Origin of the sequence: Marinimicrobium sp. ARAG 43.8 (genome assembly GCF_050113635.1) — a bacterium.
Classification (GTDB): Bacteria; Pseudomonadota; Gammaproteobacteria; order Pseudomonadales; family Cellvibrionaceae; genus Marinimicrobium.
The window spans coordinates 1,189,682-1,205,655 of record NZ_JBNJLT010000001.1 but is presented as its reverse complement, the minus strand read 5'-3'; the positions used below and the strand labels follow the sequence as shown (position 1 = coordinate 1,205,655).

Here is a 15,974-nt window from a genome sequence, read left to right as displayed (position 1 = left end):
GGGCAAGGTAAGCGACCCAAAGAGGTTAAAAGCAACATCACCGACAACGAGTCGGCGAAAATGACCACCAGCAAAGGCACCATCCAGGGATACAACGGCGTCGCAACGGTCGATAAGAAACACCAGATCATTGTGGATGCCCAAGCCTTCGGCGAAGGCCAGGAGCACCATACGTTAAAGCCAGTGCTGACCCGTATCGAGAAGCGTTACCGGAAAGTCGGTATTCACCCCGGCATACTGAAGTCCGGCGTGATTGTGACCGCCGATACGGGTTTTTCCAACGGTGCCAATGACGCGTACCTAAAAGACGAAGGTATCAATGCCTACATTCCAGACAACCAATTTCGCTCCAGAGATAAAACCTTCGGTCGTCAGAAGGAAAAATATGGCAAGCGTCATCAGGACACCGTAAAAGGCACCAAGCCGATCATCCCTGCTTCGGAATTTCGGTTCAACCTTAGAAAGAAAAGCTGCCAGTGCCCAGCCGGCAATGACCTGTGGTTAAAACATGAGTATCGCCAAGGGCCTGGCCGCATCCAACTGTATTTTGAAGGAAAGCTCACAGACTGTCGTCGCTGCCCGCTTAAAAACGAGTGCATGCGTAACCCCGCTTCTGCCGACACTCGAACAGGCAACGGTCGGCAAGTCTCAAAAACCTTCTCGATACACGCCAATGCAACGGATTGGATGAAGCGTCGCGTGGACAGCAAACAAGGCAAAGCGATTTACGGACACCGCATGTCAGTAGTCGAGCCAGTGTTTGGCAATATCGGCACCAATAAAGGCCTTAATCGATTTTCCTTGCGGGGAAAACGCAAAGTGCAAGGTCAATGGCAGCTATACTGTTTGGTGCATAACATCGAGAAGTTAGCCAATTATGGTGCTGTGGCCTGATCCACAGGCTTATCCACACTCGGATGGGCTCAACTGTCCATAATGGGTGATTATGTTAAGCGGATCTGGTTAAATGTTAGCCAGACATAAATTGATAAGGGGCTAGGATGGAGCGATTTCCGGAAATCGTTTTTCTACAGCCTCGTTAGCCAAATAGGATCATTGATGCCACAACCCGTAATGGAATTAAAAATAGCGCCAGTGAGAAGCGCTCTCCGAGACCTTCGCAGCAACATGCGTTGGATTATCGCCATCGCTGCTGTTTGGGTGCTTTATACACTTGCCAGTTCTGCTGTAATCCGTATATGGGAGGATTGGGGGTATTGGCAATCGTGTTATTTCACCTTGATCAATATGACGACTGTTGGATTCGGTGACATCACCCCTTTAACGCAAGAAGGTAAGGTATTGGCAGGGGTGAACTCCGTTGTTGGCTTGATGCTTTTTGGTTTATTCGTAGCGTCGATTACGATGGCGCTTCAGCCATCTTCGTTCGACGGCACAGCAGAGTTGAAAGATGTTGCAGTGCCTGGAAATAAGAACGTCGAAGATGAAGGTTCAAATGAAGAGAAAGTAGGTCGCTTTCTTGAGGCCGTAAACGGACTCGTCTCGCTGGGTGAAGAGGTGGGTGAAGTTCGCCACCGGGACCATCCGAAGATAGTTGACATTCTTGTTGATGTGGAAGGTGATATTGGTAGAAGCAAGTACATACATCTACACGTCAGGGTCAGAAAAGGCTAACAAAACCATGAAATTCGCTCCCTGCGGTCGCCGGACGCTCGTTCCTCGCGCCGTTTATGGCGAGCGTTAGTTGTTTGGAGAGTTAATGGATTCATTGGAGCAGAATCACGAAGAATGGGAGCGAATTCGCGCCAGGGCTGACTCCCTCGCGAACGCAGTGTTTTTGATAGCCGGTGGTGCCCTGTCAGTTTCAATCAGTGTCATGGTTTCCGCTAAGAAATCTGGCGTCGTGCCGGAAGCTGCCTCCAGCATTGCTACGACGGGTTGGTATTGTCTGCTGGCTGCAATCATTCTGTTCGTGACGCTGAAGATCCATATGATTGGTCAGGCTTTTCTGCTGCATGTGAAAACTGAAGTAGCTGATAAGAACAACCCACTACTCAATGGGCTCGGTTGGCTTTGGGGTATTGGTGGGTTCGCAACGTTTGTATACGGCTTGGTGCAACTGGTTCGGGCTGCTTCCATTGTCATCAGCAACTAACCATTCATTCAAGTTCGTTCCCGGCCTGGCGGCCGTCCACCGGACGCCCTAGTCGGGCGCCGCTTAATATTGGCGTTATGCATAGGGAGCCTATGAACCCGGATCAGAAAGAGCGTTACATTCGGTGGCAGAATTACCGCATCACACAGTTGTCATTCTCGATCAACTTGTTCCTTGGGTTTGCGGTTGCGTCATTAGCTTATGCCATCAACCTAAAGCTGGGGGGGAGGTGCCGATCAGGCGGTGCCTCTAGATTGTGTAATTATTTTGTGGTCGGTTTCGGCGGCGCTCGGCTGTGCTGCAACTGTGTCGCGGCTCCTTGATTACCGCTATACCGCGAAGAAGATCAAGGACGGAGGTGATTTCAATACTTTCATGGCAAAATGGAGCGGCCCGGTTACGTGGGGCTGTTTTTGGCTACAAATATTAGCTTATACAGTTGGTGCGTACTTGTTCATCCAAGGGGTTGTAAATGCATAACAAGTTGCAGCAGTTCGCGCCTACGGCGCCGGACGCTCGTTCCTCGCGCCGTTTATGGCGAGCGTTAGGCAGCAAAAATAGTCCAGTGCCAGAACATTAAGATTCGACGCAAGATGAAGGAGCTTCAATGTTGAGTGATCCAGTCACAGAATTTGATAGACAAGTAGATGTGTTGTTTGAGCGGGTAAGAGAAAATGTATTTAGATATGATCTTTCCAAGTTGCAGCAACAGACCGCTGAGCTGCGGTCAAAAATTATCGAACTGGATGCTGCTCAAGATGCGAGAGAAGGGAATATCCCTGTAGTTATCGTTTTCAAAATGCAGGTTGCTCCCTACAATAAACTATTGTCTCAGCTACATCATAAGGGTCGCGAAGGTTATATTGAAATGACGCCAAAGAATCCTGAGGATTTTCTGGATATTCACTCGCATGCTGTCCCTGAAGCTGACATTTATGTGCTATGGGATGTCGATACAGGGAAATCAATGCTCAATATCAGTCCTAGTGATAGTGTCGATATGATGGCAAGGGCCGAACGCCTTTGACGATGTATGAGGGAGTACAGTGCGTATTGGCAATCCCTGAGATTTTGACTGACAAGCAACGATTCAATGCAATCCAAATGCCCGGTTCACGTATCGACGGAGATCAACGAGTGCCCTCCATCTGGATCAGCAAGGGAGCGCCACGCCTAGGTTGGTGCTGGTTTGGTAATATTCATACTTGGTTGGCCACGGCATCATGCAAGTCAAGGGTACAAGGTCTTTAAGCTCGGGCAAAAATTGATGCCTAACAATTTGCTGCACGCGGATAAATTACTCGCTGCGCTCGCAATTTACCGGTGAGCAAGGCGTTAGACTTGCAAGAGAATATCGCGTATCGTGATTTCGTCTTAACAACAGGAGACATCCCATGGTCAAAGTAGCCTTGTTCGTTCGCCTTGAAGCGAAACCCGGAAAAGAGAAAGAGGTTGAGAGTTTCCTTGTAAGTGGCCTTCCCATCGTCAATGAGGAGCCTGCCACCACTGCGTGGTTTGGCATTCGCCTTGGACCAAGCACTTTCGGAATCTTTGATGCTTTCCCGGATGAAGCGGGTCGGCAGGCCCATCTCTCCGGCAAGGTCGCAGCCGCGTTGATGGAAAAGGCAGGTGAGTTGTTCTCCGAGCCCCCGTCCATCGAAAATGTTGATGTACTTGCGGCAAAGCTACCTGGCTAGCAAGCCTAACAATTCGTTCAAGCCGACTCGCTACGCTCGCCGCTGCACAGGGGCGTTAGCCTGACCTAGCGCCCCTTGACGACCATACGTCATTGACGTATATTGGGCTCATGTACACCGTTATAGAAACCCCCACCTTTACGGAAGATGCGCGAGAGCTGTGGTCTGAGGAAGACCGGGGCGAATTTTGCGCTTGGTTGGCTGTAAACCCCGAGGCCGGAGACGTCATTCCTGGCAGCGGTGGTTGTCGGAAGGTACGTTGGCGTAGGCAAGGCACGGGGAAAAGTGGCGGTGTACGCGTTATTTACTTCACTCGCCTAGAAAGCGGTGAGTTGTGGTTATTGGTGATTTACGCAAAGAGTGTTCGCGGTAATATTCCTGCTCATTTGCTGAAATCCATCCGAGAGGTAGTTGAAAATGGCTAAGCAAAATACAATGTCCGGGGAAGAGCTAGGCGAGAAGCTGCTGCGGTCTGTGAACGAAATGAAAGCGGGCAAAGCGGCACGAACCACGGAGGTTTCACCAAATGAGGTGGCGGCGGCTCGCATTAAAACCGGGCTTTCCCAATCACAGTTCGCGCAGGCCCTACACATATCTCCTCGCACTCTTCAGGAGTGGGAGCAAGGCCGTCGGAAACCGTCGGGCGCTGCCCAAGCTCTCATCCAAATTGCTTTTAGGCACCCTGAGGTAATTACAGAGTCCTTAATGAAGGAAGCAGGCTAACAAGCAAATTATATACGCGCGTTTCACGCGCCGGACGCCCTCCTGCGTCGGGCGCCGTATATTTGGACGTTATGCGGCTTGACACTGTTGCGCAACGCGATACGATCATCCCATGATCAAGTCATTCAAACACAAAGGATTAAGGCGCTTCTACGAGACAGGTAGCGCTCGGGGCATCCAGGCCAAGCATGAAAAGCGGCTTCGAATGCAACTGGCAGCATTGGATACTGCCAAGGAAATCAATGACTTAGATGTTCCTGGCTATAAGCTTCACCCTCTTAAAGGTGATAGAAAGGGTATCTGGGCAATTACCGTTAATGGGAACTGGAGACTGACGTTTGAATTCTCCGACGGTAATGCCTATGTACTCGATTATGAGGATTACCACTGATGAAGATGTATAACCCCCCTCATCCTGGCGAGTTCATTCTGGCTACCTATATGGAGCCTTTTGGTCTTAGCTGCCGTTATTTGGCAGGGCGTCTGGATGTGTCGCCGTCTACGTTAAACCGTCTGCTTAAGCAGCAGAGCGGTATTAGCCCGGAGATGGCGCTGCGTCTTTCCAAGGCATTGGGCCGGACGCCTGAAAGCTGGCTGGCGATGCAAGACATATATGATCTCTGGGTTGCAGGCAAAAGCGTTAAGCTCGACAAGGTGCAAAAAATTGAACTCGACGCCGCATAACCAAGCCATTAAATACGCTCCCTGCGGTCGCCGGACCTCGTTTCACTCGGCCGCTTATTGCGGCCGTTACGGCTTTTGATTGTAATGGCCGCCGATGGCAAAAACATAGACATATTGATCGTCAAACTTGTAAATCACACGGTCCTTTTGGGATATCCGCCGGGACCAATAACCTGAAAGGCTATGTTTTAGTTGCTCGGGCTTCCCAAGTCCTGCTGCCGGATCGGCGCGGAGCATTTCTTTCAGCAGCTTGCAGAGAGCTTTATGCAGCTTTTTGTCCTTTTCACGAAGCTGCTCATAAGTAGCCCAAGTGCTGCCTTCAAAGACGAGTGATCTCATTGATTTCCTCTTCCTTGGGGGTATATCCGGTGCCCTGAGTATGGGTAACGGCAGACTCTGCCAATTGACGCATCAGACTGCTATTCTGAAGCACATACAGAGTTTCTTGCTCCCGCTCCCAGTCGTCGGCGCTCATCACCACGAACGCCTCGCCTGAGCGCCGAGTCACTTTCAGCGGGGTATGATTGCTAACTGCTTGTTCTACAAAGGCTTTTAGGTTGTCTCTGAACCGGTTTACACTAACAGAGTCCATATGGCTTACCTCGTACGTACGGAAACACCGTACATTTTAGCGGGCAAGCCATAACAAATCAATAATGTTCGCCACAGCAAGCTGTGGCCGGACAGCCCCTCCGTCGCTGGCGCTCCTCCAGGGCTGCCACATATTGAGGGCGTTATAGCCTACCAGTTGACAGGGCGTACGTATAGACGTACGCTTTGTGCATCGGAGGTGACCTATGACTACACTTAACGCTACAGAAGCCCGTACCAAGCTCTATGCCTTGATTGACGAGGCGTCTACCAGCCATCAACCTATTGTTATTACAGGGAAAAGGGGGAATGCAGTCCTTCTGGCGGAAGAGGATTGGAACGCCATAAGCGAAACGCTCAACTTGCTGGCTGTGCCCGGTATGCGTGAGTCCATACGTGAAGGTATGGCCAGCGGGCTCGACGAATGCGATCAGGAGCTTGATTGGTGACTTGGAAGCTTTACTATACCAAGCAAGCTCAAAAAGATGCTCGAAAACTCGCTTCATCAGGGCTTAAGAGTAAGGCTCAAGAATTGTTGCAAGTCATCGAGCAAAACCCCTACCAGAAGCCGCCGCCCTATGAAAAGCTAATGGGTGACTTGGCGGGAGCATACTCCCGAAGAATAAATATCCAACATCGATTGGTGTACCAAGTACTAGAAGAAGACAAAGTGGTCAAAATTCTACGGCTATGGACTCACTATGAGTAAAAGCTATAACAAATCAAAGCACTCGGACTTGGGAAAGCTGTCGCTTTTTTTGTTACAAAAAAGTCGCCAGCTTCACCAAGCCGGTGTTTGAGGCGTTACGCAGGTATCGGCCAACCCTCTTGACATGTGTCACGTGACAAGATACATTTAGGCAATGATTAAGACTTTCGCCGATAAGCGCACCCAAGAGCTTTACTCTAAAGGGAAAACCAAAAAGTTCCCGCCAGGCGTGGCTCAAAGAGCCGCCCGGAAGCTCGAATATGTGCATTTGGCGGAGAGTTTGGATGATCTGAAGGTGCCTCCTGGCAATAGGCTCCATGTGCTTTCGGGCGACAGGCAGGGACAGCACGCTATTTCGATCAATACGCAGTGGCGTATCTGCTTTTGTTTTGAGGATGGTGACGCATACGACGTTGAAGTCTGCGACTACCATTGAGGTGAGGTAACAACTATGGCGATTTCCAATACTACCGGCATTCAGCGTAAACCAACTCATCCTGGCGAAATGCTTAGGGAAGACTTTATCCCGGATTACGGTCTGAGTGTCGCGAGGCTTGCTGAATTGGTTGGAGTCTCTCGCCAGTCAGTGAATGAATTGCTGCGAGAACGCCGCTCGGTCAGCCCAGAGATGGCGTTGCGGCTGGGTCGCCTGTTTGGCAACTCCCCTGAGTTTTGGCTGAATGCGCAGAGAGCGGTCGATTTGTGGGAGGCATCTCAGTCAGCCAAAGATGATGTTGCCAGAATTAAGCCACTAGATGCAGCGTAACCAAGCCATCAAATATGCTCCCTGCGGTCGCCGGACGCTCGTTCCTCGCGCCGTTTATGGCGGACGTTGAGGCCGTAGAAAAACTCCAAAAATAAGGCCTTTTTAAGTAAGGTGTCTACTTTTTGTGGGGAACACCAGTGTCTAGCCCGGAGCCTTGACAATAATTATAATGTAACTACAATGTACGTATGATCCATTATTCCTTTGACTGGGATCCTCGTAAGGATGCCGCTAATCGCAAGAAACATGACGTCGCGTTCAAGGAGGCCAAAACTGCCTTTACAGATGAGTTCGCACGTCTTATAGCTGACCCAGATCATTCTGAAGGCGAGGACCGGTTCATTCTCCTCGGCACGAGCATCCATTCTCGCTTGTTGGTGGTGTGCCACTGCGTTAGAGATGGTGAGGTGATCCGAATTATCTCTGCCCGTAAGGCGAATAGGCGAGAACGAAAAACTTATGAAGGGTACAGACATGCGCGATAACTATGACTTCTCCGAGTCCGTTAAGAATCCATACGCAAAGAAGCTCAAGAAGCAGGTTACGATCCGGCTGGATGAAGATACCGTCGCGTACTTCAAGAACCTTGCCGAGAAAAAAGACCTTCCGTATCAGAGCCTTATCAACCTCTACCTACGTGATTGCGCTCAGTCACACAAGGATCTGAAAATTGAGTGGCAGTGAGCTGTTAACAAACGGCTTCTGTCGGACAGGCCAAAAAGCGGCCTCCACTTTTGCCTGCCGCAGAGCCGGTCGTTATCAGTTACTGGGCGCTCCACCTGCAATCCGGGGATATTCTGCAGGGCAAAGGAGGTATCAGGAAGCTTCGCTGGATCGTGGCATTAGAGCAAATCGCATGTTGAGAAAAGCTGAACCAAGAGACGCTGAAGCGATTGGAAAGGTTAGAGTGGCTGCATGGAGAGCTGCGTATCAGCATTTTATGCCGAAGGAGTTTCTCAAAGCATTAGATCCCGCTAATAATTTGGCAGAGCTGAAAGAGCGTCTTTCTAATCAAAGCTCTGATTTCACTCTCTCTGTAGCGGAAGATCTTAGACAGGTTGTAGCTTTTTCCATAGTTGGTAAGCCACGCTATGAGGCGGCTGGAAAAACCATAGAGTTGTGGGCTTTGAATGTTCTCCCTGAGTACTGGAGGATGGGTATCGGTTCCAGGCTTGTGGAGCGAGCAATCACTTATGCTTTGGACGCTGGATTCGAAAGTATCGAATTATGGTGTATTAAGGGCAATACTCCAGCCCAGGAAGCGTATAAAAAGTTAGGCTTTACCGAGTCGGGCCAAGAAAGGTCTTCGTCCCAACTTACAGGCAATACGTTGCATGAGCTGCACTATATCAAAGTGCTCTAACAAACCAAGGCAGCAGACATATTTTTCTTCGCTGCGTTAGATTCGAAAAATTAGGAGAGTACCTTGCCAATTGAACCGTCTGAATTTGCCCACAATGAAGCCTGGCTGCTTTTCCGATTAAACGAAGCACCGGTTTTGACTGAGGCCGATGGCGATTTCAACGCTATGGCTATCATGGAGGTGGCAACGGGGATGATTTTTGGCATGGAGCTTGTTCAGGTAACCCTGCCTGGTTTGCCGGAATTCCTATCACGAAAATTACTGGCCGACGCTGAGGGTCAAGCTGGATCAAGACCGCGAAAACTGTTCGTAGCGTTCGAGGATGAAGCTGCCGAATTGATCAAGGTTGCCAAGGTCATGGGGATTGAAGTTGAGCGAGTCCCAGCCAAAGATCTATCCGACATCACACAGGAAGCAAGGGAAGGTTTCGCGGCCCATGTTTCACGCGGTAGGGTCCAATAAATCTAACCAAGTGTTCCAGTTCGTTCCGGGCCTGGCGGTCCTCCACCGAATGCTCTTTTCGCTGCGTTACAAGAATACGGCTGAACAACGGCGTTATGGCTTTTGATCGTAATGACCCCCAATGGCAAAGATATAGACATAGCGATCGTTAAACTGGTAAATCACACGGTCCTTTTGGCGAAGCTGCTCATAAGTAGCCCAGGTAATGCCTTCAAAGACGAGTGATCTCATTGATTTCCTCTTCCTTGGGGGTATATCCAGCGCCTTGGGTATGGGTATTCGTAATTAAGCCATTAAATTCGATGCAAGTACTAAGGAGATAGCATGATTGTCGTTTATGGTATCAAGGATCACTTAAACCCCATAAAAGCCAAGTTATCGGACGTCATTCATGGCTGCATGCAGTCTGTTCTGGGGATGCCGGAAGATAAGCGTGCGCATAGGTTTGTCGCTCTGGAGCGAGAGGATTTCTATTACCCCGGTGGAAGAAGCGATGCCTATACCGTCATTGAGATCAATATGATGTCCGGCCGAAAGCCGGAAACGCAAAAGTCTCTTATCAAGTCACTGTTCCGAGAGCTCGAAGCTCAGGTCTCCCTGGCGCCAGTTGACATCGAAATTACGATCAAAGAGCAACAGCCCTACCAGTGGGGATTTCGAGGGATGACAGGTGACGAAGCCAATGACCTCAAATATAAAGTCAATGTGTAGCCAAGCCCAGGGCTACGACAGAACGCTACGCACTTCCAGGACGCTGCCCTTCTCTCCAGAAGAAATTTATGAAGCATTTGCCTCGCCTGAGTTGCTGTCCGCATGGTGACATCACTGCAATGAAAACAATACTTTCAGTCACTGTTGGCTTGTTGGCCTGTGTATACATTATCTACACCACAGTGATGGAATGGATGATGCTGGGAACCATTACTGTGTATGGCAAAGGGATTCCCGATCTTAAATTTTCTGAGGATGATATTGTGTTGGGCGCCGTCATCAAAATAGGCTTTGCCATGGTTTGTGCTTTTGGCGCAACCGGTTTTGCGCTCTTTGATCACTCATCTGCCAGGCTTCAGTCCCTGGGTATCAAGGCGCTTGGAGCAGCGGGCTTGTGCCTTTTGATGGTTCTGGCATTAACGTTTACTGCTCATAGTGGCGGGTTCAAATTCTTATCCTAATAGGGAAGTTTAGCCATTTGCCGCAAAGGCGCGCAGAAAAATAACAACACAGGTTTCCGCCCATTGCTCCACCTGTGCACGGCTGGGCCGGGCTTCGGGATGCAGCAGGTAGTGTTGTTGCAGCTCGGAGCGCACCAGGTTTGCAAAGGCGGTGGCGGCGGTTTCCGCCGACAAACCGCCAAAATCCAGTTCGCCCGCCTCGGCGGCCTTGGACATCAGTTCGGTGGCGTGGCGGATCATGGCAAGCGGACCGGCCTGATAGAAACGGTGCGCCAGCTCCGGAAACTTCGTCGCCTCGGCCACCAACACCCGGTACTGCGCCAGTGCGATGGGCGACAACACGATGTCCAGATAGGTTTCTGCCACCTGTTGCAACAGCGCTTCCACATTCTGGGGATGAAATTCAATGCGTTGCATACCGGCCAGAAAAGACTCGCACTCCGCTTCCACCACCGCGATGAACAGCTTTTCCTTGGTCGGGTAATGGGCGTATACGGTGGATTTGGAAACGCCCGCCTGCTGCTGAATCATGTCGGTGGTCGCGGCGCTGAAGCCGTGTTTCAGGAACACGGTCCGGGCCGCCTGCAAAATGGTCTGGGCTTTTTGATTGGATGGCGCGGCGGGGCTCATGGCAGTCTCCAGCAAAACGATAGCCGAAAGTGTACCGAATGTCTCGCTGCAGGTCATCGTCGGATGCCTCTCTTTTACCTCTTGTCCTGACCGCTCTTCCTGATTCCACTCCTGCCATCCCTTGCGCTTATTCAAACGATTCCCTATTATATCGAACCGATAGGTACAGTTCGATTTGTCCCGCCTTCCGTTCCTTTTTGCGCCGGAGTTACGAGCATGACCAGCGCCCCGACCGCCGCGCCGCCCCAACCCGTTTTCGGCCTCCGGCTTGCGCTGGGGCTCACTGGCGTGTTTATCGCGGCGATTATGGCCGGCCTGAACAGTCGAGTGGCCTCGTTGGCACTGATGGATATTCGTGGCGCCCATGGCTTCGGGGTGGACCCAGCATCCTGGCTGGATACGGTCTATCTGGTGGGCGAGGTCGCGGTGCAGCCTTTCGCGGCCTGGTTCGCCATTACGTTTTCGTTGCGGCGCTACCAGATGGCGTTGATCAGCGCCGCCACCGTGCTCGCGCTGCTGCTGCCGTTTGCCCAATCGCTGCCGACCATGCTGGCCTTACGAAGCCTACAGGGTATTGTCGTCGGAGGGTTGATACCTACCTTGATGATGGCGGCGCTGCGCTTTCTGCCCTTTAAAATTCGTCTGCACGGCCTGGCGCTCTACGCCATGACTGCCACCCTGGCACCGAATCTGGCGGTGTGGCTGGCCGGTGTCTGGACCGATCAGCTGTTCGACTGGCGTTGGCTCTACTGGCAAATCGTACCGCTGGGCTTGCTCAGTCTGGTGCTTTGCGCCTGGGGGCTGCCTCAGGACCCGCCGCGCCACGAGCGCTTTGGACAGGGGAACTGGGTCGGGCACGTTCTGTTGGTGATGGGCCTGGCGCTGCTCGCGGTAGGAATGAGCCAAGGGGTACGGTTGAACTGGTTTCACTCGCCGCTGATTACCGGCGCAATGGTGGGCGGTCTGATCGCCACCGCTATTGGCTTGGTCAGTGAATGGCATCACCCCAGCCCCTTCATGCGGCTGCAATTACTGGCTCGCCGCAATTTGGCGCTGGGTTTTACGCTGTTTATCGGGCTGCTGGTTCTGTTCCTGTCCGGTGCTTTGCTGCCGATCCACTTTCTTGCCGAAGTCCAGGGTTACCGGCCCCTGCAATCCGGGGTGCTCAGCCTGATTATCGGGCTGCCACAACTGGTACTCGGCTCGTTGGTGGCCTTGATGCTTTACCGGCCCTGGGTGGACGCCCGGAAGGTGCTGGCCATGGGGCTTGCGCTGCTGGCGCTGTCCTGCTGGCTCGGTGCCCAGGTGACAGGGGAGTGGATGTGGCGGCAATTTGTCACGGTGCAGGCATTGCAGGCGCTCGGACAGCCGATGGCCGTGGTTTCCTTGCTGTTTCTGTCGACCAGCGTGGTGCAGCCCGCCGAAGGGCCTTTTATCTCCGGCATGATCAATATGCTGCGTGCTTTTGGCGCGGCAATGGGCAGCGCTCTGATCACCCAGATGATGCTGGAGCGCGGCCGTTTTCACAGCGAAATGTTGCTGGACAATCTGGGCCGCGCTGCGGGTGCGCTCGGGCTGCGCGATGACCAGGTAGTGGCGCTGTCCGACACGGTCGCCACCCAGGCCACCACGCTGGCGACGGCCGATGCGTACCGTGTGCTCGGGGTACTCGCGTTGGTGCTGATTCCCCTGGCGCTTTGTTTTAACCGCGTGGCACCGCCACGGCTTCCCTCACGTTCAACGGAATAATCTCATGGCTTCTTCCCGATGGTTTCGCATTCTTGCTGTGCTGGTCGTCCTGCTTCTTGCGGCAATCGGCTTTCATTGGCTCAACCGTCCCGAAAGTGCTGCCGACGTGCAGTCCACGGCGGACGCCTATGTGCAGGCGGACCTGACCCGGGTGTCATCCCAGATCGCCGGTCGTGCCGCCCGGGTGCTGGTGGAGGAAAACCAAACCGTGCGCGCCGGTGATCCGCTGGTGGACATCGACGATCGCGATGCACGTATTCAGGTGGAGGAGGCGCGCGCCGCGCTCGCCCAGGCCACCGCCGAAGTAACCGGGCTGCAAGCACGGCTGGAGCGTCAGGAAAGCACGATCGAGCAGGCGCGGGCCAGGCTGGCCGCCGATCGCGCCGCCGTGAATCTTGCCCGGCAGGAACAAGCGCGCTACCACAACCTGGTGGATACCGGCGCGGGTACTCTCCAGGCCCAGCAACGGGCGGACGCTGAACTGTCCGCCAGGCAGGCCGATCAGATGGGAGATCGTGCCGCGTACAAGGCCGCCGAGCAGGAGCGGGCCGTGCTGCGTGCGGACATCGAAAAAGCCCGGGCCGCCGAGAAGACCGCCCGGGCAAAGCTGGAGGCGGCGAGGCTGTCGCTCTCCTACACTCATATCGAGGCACCGGTGGATGGCACAGTGGCGCAGAAAGTGATTCGCCCCGGCGCCTACGTCAACGTTGGCGAAACGTTGCTTACCCTTGTACCGCTGGATGATCTCTACATCACCGCCCACTTTCGTGAAACCCAGATTGCGCACATGCAGACCGGCCAGTCGGTGCGCTTCACCGTGGACGCATTGCCCGGCGTTACGCTAAGCGGCAGAGTCGCCAGCCTCGGCCCTGCCAGTGGCGTGAGCTTTTCACCCATTCCGCCGCATAACGCCACAGGCAACTTCACCAAGATCGTCCAGCGCCTGCCCGTGCGCATCGCCGTAGATCCCAATCAGCCCGGTGTGGATCGGCTGAAAGTGGGCATGTCGGTGGTGCCGGAGATCAATACGCGCAGCGGTTCAGGGGCTTACGACGTTGTAACTAACCATGCAGAGGTAGAGTAGAGGGTAGATATGTTGCGATATGGTTGACTACTCAATCATATATCTATAAATTTGAGCTCTCAACCATCACTCAAGAGAAGCTCGCTATGTCCCTATCTTCCCAGGGGGAGTTGCTGATTAAGCTCCTTACGCTGAATACTCGGATTCAGAAGCGGCTTGCTGGGCCACTATCATGCCACGGCATTAGTGTCACCGAGTACCTGGTTCTGCGCAGGTTGTATCACGCTCCTGGCAGGAAATTGCGACGGGTCGATCTGGCACAGCTGGTAGGGCTCAGCCCATCAGGCGTCACCCGGTTGTTAAACCCCATGCAAAAAGTCGGGCTTATCAGCAAAGAGAAGGTTGAGCGGGACGCCAGAATCAGCCTTGTTACATTAACTGACGCGGGAGAAAATATTTTCAAGGATGCCAATATTTCGTTTGACCAGGTGGCACAGTCACTCACCGAGTCAATAGGTGACAAAGACCAAAAGAATCTGCTAAAAGCTGTAGAGTTATTACTCTGATCATTACCATCCCAGAAACCGGGCAGTGCGAACCTTTAGGTAGACGCTGGCTATGTATCTGAGAGGGTAAGAAGTGGATAATTCAGCGATGACCTATGCCTTTCAAGCATCAATACTCCGACCTGAGCAGTCGGATGGCGATAATGCCTGGGCCTTTGTGGTTTTGCCCAAAGAGGCTAGCGCGACGCTGCCACGGCGCGGTCGAACCACCGTTGTTGGCACGATGAACGGCGAGGCTTTTCAGGCGTTATTGGAGCCGGATGGCCAGAAAAGCCACTGGCTGCGCATTAACGACGCGTTGTTAAAAGCGTCGGGGGCCGCTGTCGGCGACAGGGTTCAGTTTGAGATTGCGCCGGCGACGCAGGAACCTGAGCCGGATGTTCCGGCAGACCTGCTCGCCGCATTGGAGGCATCACCGGATGCCCGGGTAACCTGGGAAGACACAACCACGGTGGCCCGTGTTGACTGGATTCATTGGGTTGTTTCGGCCAAGCAGGCAAAAACGCGAACAAAGCGTATTCACGACGCGTGTGACATGCTCGCCTCGGGTAAGCGAAGGGTCTGTTGCTTTGACCCTTCGGGTTACTATAGTAAAGCTTTCAGCGCTCCCAAGGCGGTAGGCACCGCTAATGAGTGAATAATGCCAAAGGTATTTTATGGGTATGTTTCGTTGTGTTTATAATCGCCGAATAAGTCACCTTCTTTCTTGCGTCGTGCTCGTTTTACTGGCGGGTTGCAGCGCTCAAACCAGCAGTCCCCAGAAAAAACATGGCGCCGTTGCTCCCGCGCCGTGGCACCAAATCAAAGCCGATACGCGGCCGAGTGAGCGTCACGAAAATGCCTTTGTGGCCGTGGGCGAGCGCCTGTATTTAATCGGTGGTCGGGGTGAGCGGCCGCTGGATGTTTACGATCCGGCCACCGGGAACTGGAGCCAGGGAGCTCAGCCACCGTTTGAAGTGCATCATATGCAAGCGGTTGCCTACGACGACAAGTTGTATGTGCTCGGCGCGTTGACAGGTGGTTTTCCGGAAGAGCCTCCGCTGGCCCATATTCTGATTTACGATCCTGCCGCTGACGCCTGGACGGAAGGACCTGAAATTCCAGAGCATCGACGTCGCGGCACCAGCGGCGTGGTCGTGCATGAAGGTCTGATTTACCTGGTCGGCGGGAATACGCGAGGCCATATGAGTGGTTTTGTGCCCTGGCTGGATGTCTTTGATCCGCAAACCGGACGCTGGACGGAACTGCCCGATGCGCCCCACGCGAGGGATCATTTTCAGGCGGCGGTGATTGACGGGAAAATTTACGCCGCCGGTGGGCGAACCTCCTCCCACGATACGGGTGAAGTCATGTCGCTGACGGTGGGACCTGTGGATGTTTATGACATCGCCTCCCAACGCTGGCAGACACTGGATGCGCCGTTACCGACGCAGCGGGCCGGAACGGCGGCTGTGGCGTTTAACGGGATGTTGGTGGTGCTCGGGGGTGAGAGTACCCGCCAGGTTGAAGCGCATCGTGAAGTGGAAGCGTATGATCCCGCGACGAAACAGTGGCACCGCTGGCCGTTCTTGCCAGTGGGGCGTCACGGTACCCAGGCCACCGTGTTCAACGGCAAACTGCATATTGCCGCAGGCAGTGAACATCGTGGTGGCGGGCCCGAGTTGAACGATCACTGGGTGATGGGGATGAAGCAATAACGGTCCTAAAGAAAGGATAAGGAAA

At 53.2% G+C, this 15,974-nt stretch carries 26 protein-coding genes and 1 pseudogene; 23 read left to right on the top strand and 4 right to left on the bottom strand.

The window, feature by feature from the left end:
* From ACQCLF_RS05170 to ACQCLF_RS05135, 8 genes and pseudogenes are all read left to right on the top strand, one after another.
* On the top strand, window positions 1-894 hold an 894-nt coding region (locus tag ACQCLF_RS05170), incomplete at its 5' end, for a transposase (protein ID WP_426985213.1).
* A gap of 165 nt (window positions 895-1,059) precedes the next feature.
* Window positions 1,060-1,635 carry a potassium channel family protein gene (locus tag ACQCLF_RS05165; protein ID WP_426985212.1) on the top strand — a complete coding sequence of 192 codons (576 nt, stop codon included), beginning with the start codon at window positions 1,060-1,062 and terminating at the stop codon, window positions 1,633-1,635.
* A gap of 85 nt (window positions 1,636-1,720) precedes the next feature.
* A complete protein-coding gene (locus ACQCLF_RS05160) occupies window positions 1,721-2,116 on the top strand; it encodes a hypothetical protein (protein ID WP_426985211.1) in 396 nt (131 codons plus the stop codon).
* A gap of 607 nt (window positions 2,117-2,723) precedes the next feature.
* A pseudogene (locus ACQCLF_RS05155) lies at window positions 2,724-3,367 on the top strand (DUF5701 family protein).
* A 143-nt stretch (window positions 3,368-3,510) separates the two neighbouring features.
* Complete coding sequence (locus ACQCLF_RS05150; protein WP_143925500.1) at window positions 3,511-3,813, top strand: antibiotic biosynthesis monooxygenase; 303 nt, start codon at window positions 3,511-3,513, stop codon at window positions 3,811-3,813.
* A 417-nt stretch (window positions 3,814-4,230) separates the two neighbouring features.
* A complete protein-coding gene (locus ACQCLF_RS05145; RefSeq protein WP_426985210.1) occupies window positions 4,231-4,536 on the top strand; it encodes a helix-turn-helix domain-containing protein in 306 nt (101 codons plus the stop codon).
* A gap of 112 nt (window positions 4,537-4,648) precedes the next feature.
* A complete protein-coding gene (locus tag ACQCLF_RS05140; protein WP_426985209.1) occupies window positions 4,649-4,927 on the top strand; it encodes a type II toxin-antitoxin system RelE/ParE family toxin in 279 nt (92 codons plus the stop codon).
* The gene (locus ACQCLF_RS05135; protein ID WP_426985208.1) at window positions 4,927-5,220 is read left to right on the top strand and encodes a HigA family addiction module antitoxin; all 294 of its coding nucleotides are present in this window, start codon (window positions 4,927-4,929) and stop codon (window positions 5,218-5,220) included. The genes ACQCLF_RS05140 and ACQCLF_RS05135 overlap by 1 nt, the downstream gene beginning before the upstream one ends.
* Window positions 5,221-5,286: 66 nt before the next feature.
* Here ACQCLF_RS05135 and ACQCLF_RS05130 read toward each other — a convergent pair whose 3' ends face one another.
* Window positions 5,287-5,559 carry a Txe/YoeB family addiction module toxin gene (locus tag ACQCLF_RS05130; protein ID WP_426985207.1) on the bottom strand — a complete coding sequence of 91 codons (273 nt, stop codon included), beginning with the start codon at window positions 5,557-5,559 and terminating at the stop codon, window positions 5,287-5,289.
* The gene (locus ACQCLF_RS05125; protein WP_426985206.1) at window positions 5,540-5,812 is read right to left on the bottom strand and encodes a type II toxin-antitoxin system Phd/YefM family antitoxin; all 273 of its coding nucleotides are present in this window, start codon (window positions 5,810-5,812) and stop codon (window positions 5,540-5,542) included. Before ACQCLF_RS05125 ends, ACQCLF_RS05130 begins: the two co-directional genes overlap by 20 nt.
* 205 nt (window positions 5,813-6,017) lie before the next feature.
* Between ACQCLF_RS05125 and ACQCLF_RS05120 the strand changes: the two genes are divergently transcribed.
* The 8 genes from ACQCLF_RS05120 (at window position 6,018) to ACQCLF_RS05085 (ending at window position 9,111) form a co-directional block, all read left to right on the top strand.
* Window positions 6,018-6,260 carry a type II toxin-antitoxin system Phd/YefM family antitoxin gene (locus ACQCLF_RS05120; protein ID WP_426985205.1) on the top strand — a complete coding sequence of 81 codons (243 nt, stop codon included), beginning with the start codon at window positions 6,018-6,020 and terminating at the stop codon, window positions 6,258-6,260.
* Window positions 6,257-6,520 carry a Txe/YoeB family addiction module toxin gene (locus ACQCLF_RS05115; protein ID WP_426985204.1) on the top strand — a complete coding sequence of 88 codons (264 nt, stop codon included), beginning with the start codon at window positions 6,257-6,259 and terminating at the stop codon, window positions 6,518-6,520. Before ACQCLF_RS05120 ends, ACQCLF_RS05115 begins: the two co-directional genes overlap by 4 nt.
* A gap of 154 nt (window positions 6,521-6,674) precedes the next feature.
* A complete protein-coding gene (locus ACQCLF_RS05110; RefSeq protein ID WP_426985203.1) occupies window positions 6,675-6,956 on the top strand; it encodes a type II toxin-antitoxin system RelE/ParE family toxin in 282 nt (93 codons plus the stop codon).
* 15 nt (window positions 6,957-6,971) lie between these two features.
* Entirely contained in the window at window positions 6,972-7,286 is a 315-nt protein-coding gene (locus ACQCLF_RS05105; protein ID WP_426985202.1) for a HigA family addiction module antitoxin, read from the top strand.
* A gap of 188 nt (window positions 7,287-7,474) precedes the next feature.
* Window positions 7,475-7,771: a BrnT family toxin gene (locus ACQCLF_RS05100; RefSeq protein ID WP_426985201.1), complete on the top strand. Its 297-nt coding sequence runs from the start codon at window positions 7,475-7,477 to the stop codon at window positions 7,769-7,771.
* Window positions 7,710-7,970: a BrnA antitoxin family protein gene (locus tag ACQCLF_RS05095; protein WP_426985236.1), complete on the top strand. Its 261-nt coding sequence runs from the start codon at window positions 7,710-7,712 to the stop codon at window positions 7,968-7,970. Before ACQCLF_RS05100 ends, ACQCLF_RS05095 begins: the two co-directional genes overlap by 62 nt.
* A complete protein-coding gene (locus ACQCLF_RS05090) occupies window positions 7,957-8,649 on the top strand; it encodes an N-acetyltransferase family protein (protein WP_426985200.1) in 693 nt (230 codons plus the stop codon). The genes ACQCLF_RS05095 and ACQCLF_RS05090 overlap by 14 nt, the downstream gene beginning before the upstream one ends.
* Window positions 8,650-8,712: 63 nt before the next feature.
* Window positions 8,713-9,111, top strand: coding sequence for a hypothetical protein (locus ACQCLF_RS05085; RefSeq protein WP_426985199.1), 399 nt, complete (start codon window positions 8,713-8,715; stop codon window positions 9,109-9,111).
* Between the two features lie 93 nt (window positions 9,112-9,204).
* Here ACQCLF_RS05085 and ACQCLF_RS05080 read toward each other — a convergent pair whose 3' ends face one another.
* The gene (locus ACQCLF_RS05080; RefSeq protein WP_426985198.1) at window positions 9,205-9,342 is read right to left on the bottom strand and encodes a hypothetical protein; all 138 of its coding nucleotides are present in this window, start codon (window positions 9,340-9,342) and stop codon (window positions 9,205-9,207) included.
* A gap of 93 nt (window positions 9,343-9,435) precedes the next feature.
* Between ACQCLF_RS05080 and ACQCLF_RS05075 the strand changes: the two genes are divergently transcribed.
* Both ACQCLF_RS05075 and ACQCLF_RS05070 read left to right on the top strand, forming a co-directional pair.
* Window positions 9,436-9,822 carry a tautomerase family protein gene (locus tag ACQCLF_RS05075; protein WP_426985197.1) on the top strand — a complete coding sequence of 129 codons (387 nt, stop codon included), beginning with the start codon at window positions 9,436-9,438 and terminating at the stop codon, window positions 9,820-9,822.
* A 68-nt stretch (window positions 9,823-9,890) separates the two neighbouring features.
* Window positions 9,891-10,283 carry a hypothetical protein gene (locus ACQCLF_RS05070; RefSeq protein WP_426985196.1) on the top strand — a complete coding sequence of 131 codons (393 nt, stop codon included), beginning with the start codon at window positions 9,891-9,893 and terminating at the stop codon, window positions 10,281-10,283.
* A 9-nt stretch (window positions 10,284-10,292) separates the two neighbouring features.
* Here the strand turns inward: ACQCLF_RS05070 and ACQCLF_RS05065 are convergent, their stop codons facing one another.
* A complete protein-coding gene (locus tag ACQCLF_RS05065; RefSeq protein ID WP_426985195.1) occupies window positions 10,293-10,913 on the bottom strand; it encodes a TetR/AcrR family transcriptional regulator in 621 nt (206 codons plus the stop codon).
* Window positions 10,914-11,129: 216 nt separating this feature from the next.
* Here ACQCLF_RS05065 and ACQCLF_RS05060 point away from each other — a divergent pair, with 216 nt between their 5' ends.
* The 5 genes from ACQCLF_RS05060 (at window position 11,130) to ACQCLF_RS05040 (ending at window position 15,949) form a co-directional block, all read left to right on the top strand.
* Window positions 11,130-12,662 carry an MFS transporter gene (locus ACQCLF_RS05060; RefSeq protein ID WP_426985194.1) on the top strand — a complete coding sequence of 511 codons (1,533 nt, stop codon included), beginning with the start codon at window positions 11,130-11,132 and terminating at the stop codon, window positions 12,660-12,662.
* 4 nt (window positions 12,663-12,666) lie between these two features.
* Entirely contained in the window at window positions 12,667-13,746 is a 1,080-nt protein-coding gene (locus ACQCLF_RS05055) for an HlyD family secretion protein (RefSeq protein ID WP_426985193.1), read from the top strand.
* Between the two features lie 86 nt (window positions 13,747-13,832).
* Window positions 13,833-14,252 (top strand): MarR family winged helix-turn-helix transcriptional regulator, encoded by a 420-nt coding sequence (locus ACQCLF_RS05050; protein WP_426985192.1) that lies wholly within the window; start codon window positions 13,833-13,835, stop codon window positions 14,250-14,252.
* 88 nt (window positions 14,253-14,340) lie between these two features.
* On the top strand, window positions 14,341-14,889 hold the full coding sequence (locus ACQCLF_RS05045) for a YdeI/OmpD-associated family protein (RefSeq protein ID WP_426985191.1): 549 nt from the start codon (window positions 14,341-14,343) through the stop codon (window positions 14,887-14,889).
* Between the two features lie 25 nt (window positions 14,890-14,914).
* Window positions 14,915-15,949: a Kelch repeat-containing protein gene (locus tag ACQCLF_RS05040; protein WP_426985190.1), complete on the top strand. Its 1,035-nt coding sequence runs from the start codon at window positions 14,915-14,917 to the stop codon at window positions 15,947-15,949.
* Window positions 15,950-15,974: the final 25 nt, after the last annotated feature.

Bases quoted from the DNA above. Each gene is read 5' to 3' on its own strand.
- ACQCLF_RS05165 (WP_426985212.1), top strand. From the start codon at position 1,060: ATGCCACAACCCGTAATGGAATTAAAAATAGCGCCAGTGAGAAGCGCT.
- ACQCLF_RS05160 (WP_426985211.1), top strand. From the start codon at position 1,721: ATGGATTCATTGGAGCAGAATCACGAAGAATGGGAGCGAATTCGCGCC.
- ACQCLF_RS05150 (WP_143925500.1), top strand. From the start codon at position 3,511: ATGGTCAAAGTAGCCTTGTTCGTTCGCCTTGAAGCGAAACCCGGAAAA.
- ACQCLF_RS05145 (WP_426985210.1), top strand. From the start codon at position 4,231: ATGGCTAAGCAAAATACAATGTCCGGGGAAGAGCTAGGCGAGAAGCTG.
- ACQCLF_RS05140 (WP_426985209.1), top strand. From the start codon at position 4,649: ATGATCAAGTCATTCAAACACAAAGGATTAAGGCGCTTCTACGAGACA.
- ACQCLF_RS05135 (WP_426985208.1), top strand. From the start codon at position 4,927: ATGAAGATGTATAACCCCCCTCATCCTGGCGAGTTCATTCTGGCTACC.
- ACQCLF_RS05130 (WP_426985207.1), bottom strand. From the start codon at position 5,559: ATGAGATCACTCGTCTTTGAAGGCAGCACTTGGGCTACTTATGAGCAG.
- ACQCLF_RS05125 (WP_426985206.1), bottom strand. From the start codon at position 5,812: ATGGACTCTGTTAGTGTAAACCGGTTCAGAGACAACCTAAAAGCCTTT.
- ACQCLF_RS05120 (WP_426985205.1), top strand. From the start codon at position 6,018: ATGACTACACTTAACGCTACAGAAGCCCGTACCAAGCTCTATGCCTTG.
- ACQCLF_RS05110 (WP_426985203.1), top strand. From the start codon at position 6,675: ATGATTAAGACTTTCGCCGATAAGCGCACCCAAGAGCTTTACTCTAAA.
- ACQCLF_RS05105 (WP_426985202.1), top strand. From the start codon at position 6,972: ATGGCGATTTCCAATACTACCGGCATTCAGCGTAAACCAACTCATCCT.
- ACQCLF_RS05100 (WP_426985201.1), top strand. From the start codon at position 7,475: ATGATCCATTATTCCTTTGACTGGGATCCTCGTAAGGATGCCGCTAAT.
- ACQCLF_RS05080 (WP_426985198.1), bottom strand. From the start codon at position 9,342: ATGAGATCACTCGTCTTTGAAGGCATTACCTGGGCTACTTATGAGCAG.
- ACQCLF_RS05075 (WP_426985197.1), top strand. From the start codon at position 9,436: ATGATTGTCGTTTATGGTATCAAGGATCACTTAAACCCCATAAAAGCC.
- ACQCLF_RS05070 (WP_426985196.1), top strand. From the start codon at position 9,891: ATGAAGCATTTGCCTCGCCTGAGTTGCTGTCCGCATGGTGACATCACT.
- ACQCLF_RS05065 (WP_426985195.1), bottom strand. From the start codon at position 10,913: ATGAGCCCCGCCGCGCCATCCAATCAAAAAGCCCAGACCATTTTGCAG.
- ACQCLF_RS05060 (WP_426985194.1), top strand. From the start codon at position 11,130: ATGACCAGCGCCCCGACCGCCGCGCCGCCCCAACCCGTTTTCGGCCTC.
- ACQCLF_RS05055 (WP_426985193.1), top strand. From the start codon at position 12,667: ATGGCTTCTTCCCGATGGTTTCGCATTCTTGCTGTGCTGGTCGTCCTG.
- ACQCLF_RS05050 (WP_426985192.1), top strand. From the start codon at position 13,833: ATGTCCCTATCTTCCCAGGGGGAGTTGCTGATTAAGCTCCTTACGCTG.
- ACQCLF_RS05045 (WP_426985191.1), top strand. From the start codon at position 14,341: ATGACCTATGCCTTTCAAGCATCAATACTCCGACCTGAGCAGTCGGAT.
- ACQCLF_RS05040 (WP_426985190.1), top strand. From the start codon at position 14,915: ATGTTTCGTTGTGTTTATAATCGCCGAATAAGTCACCTTCTTTCTTGC.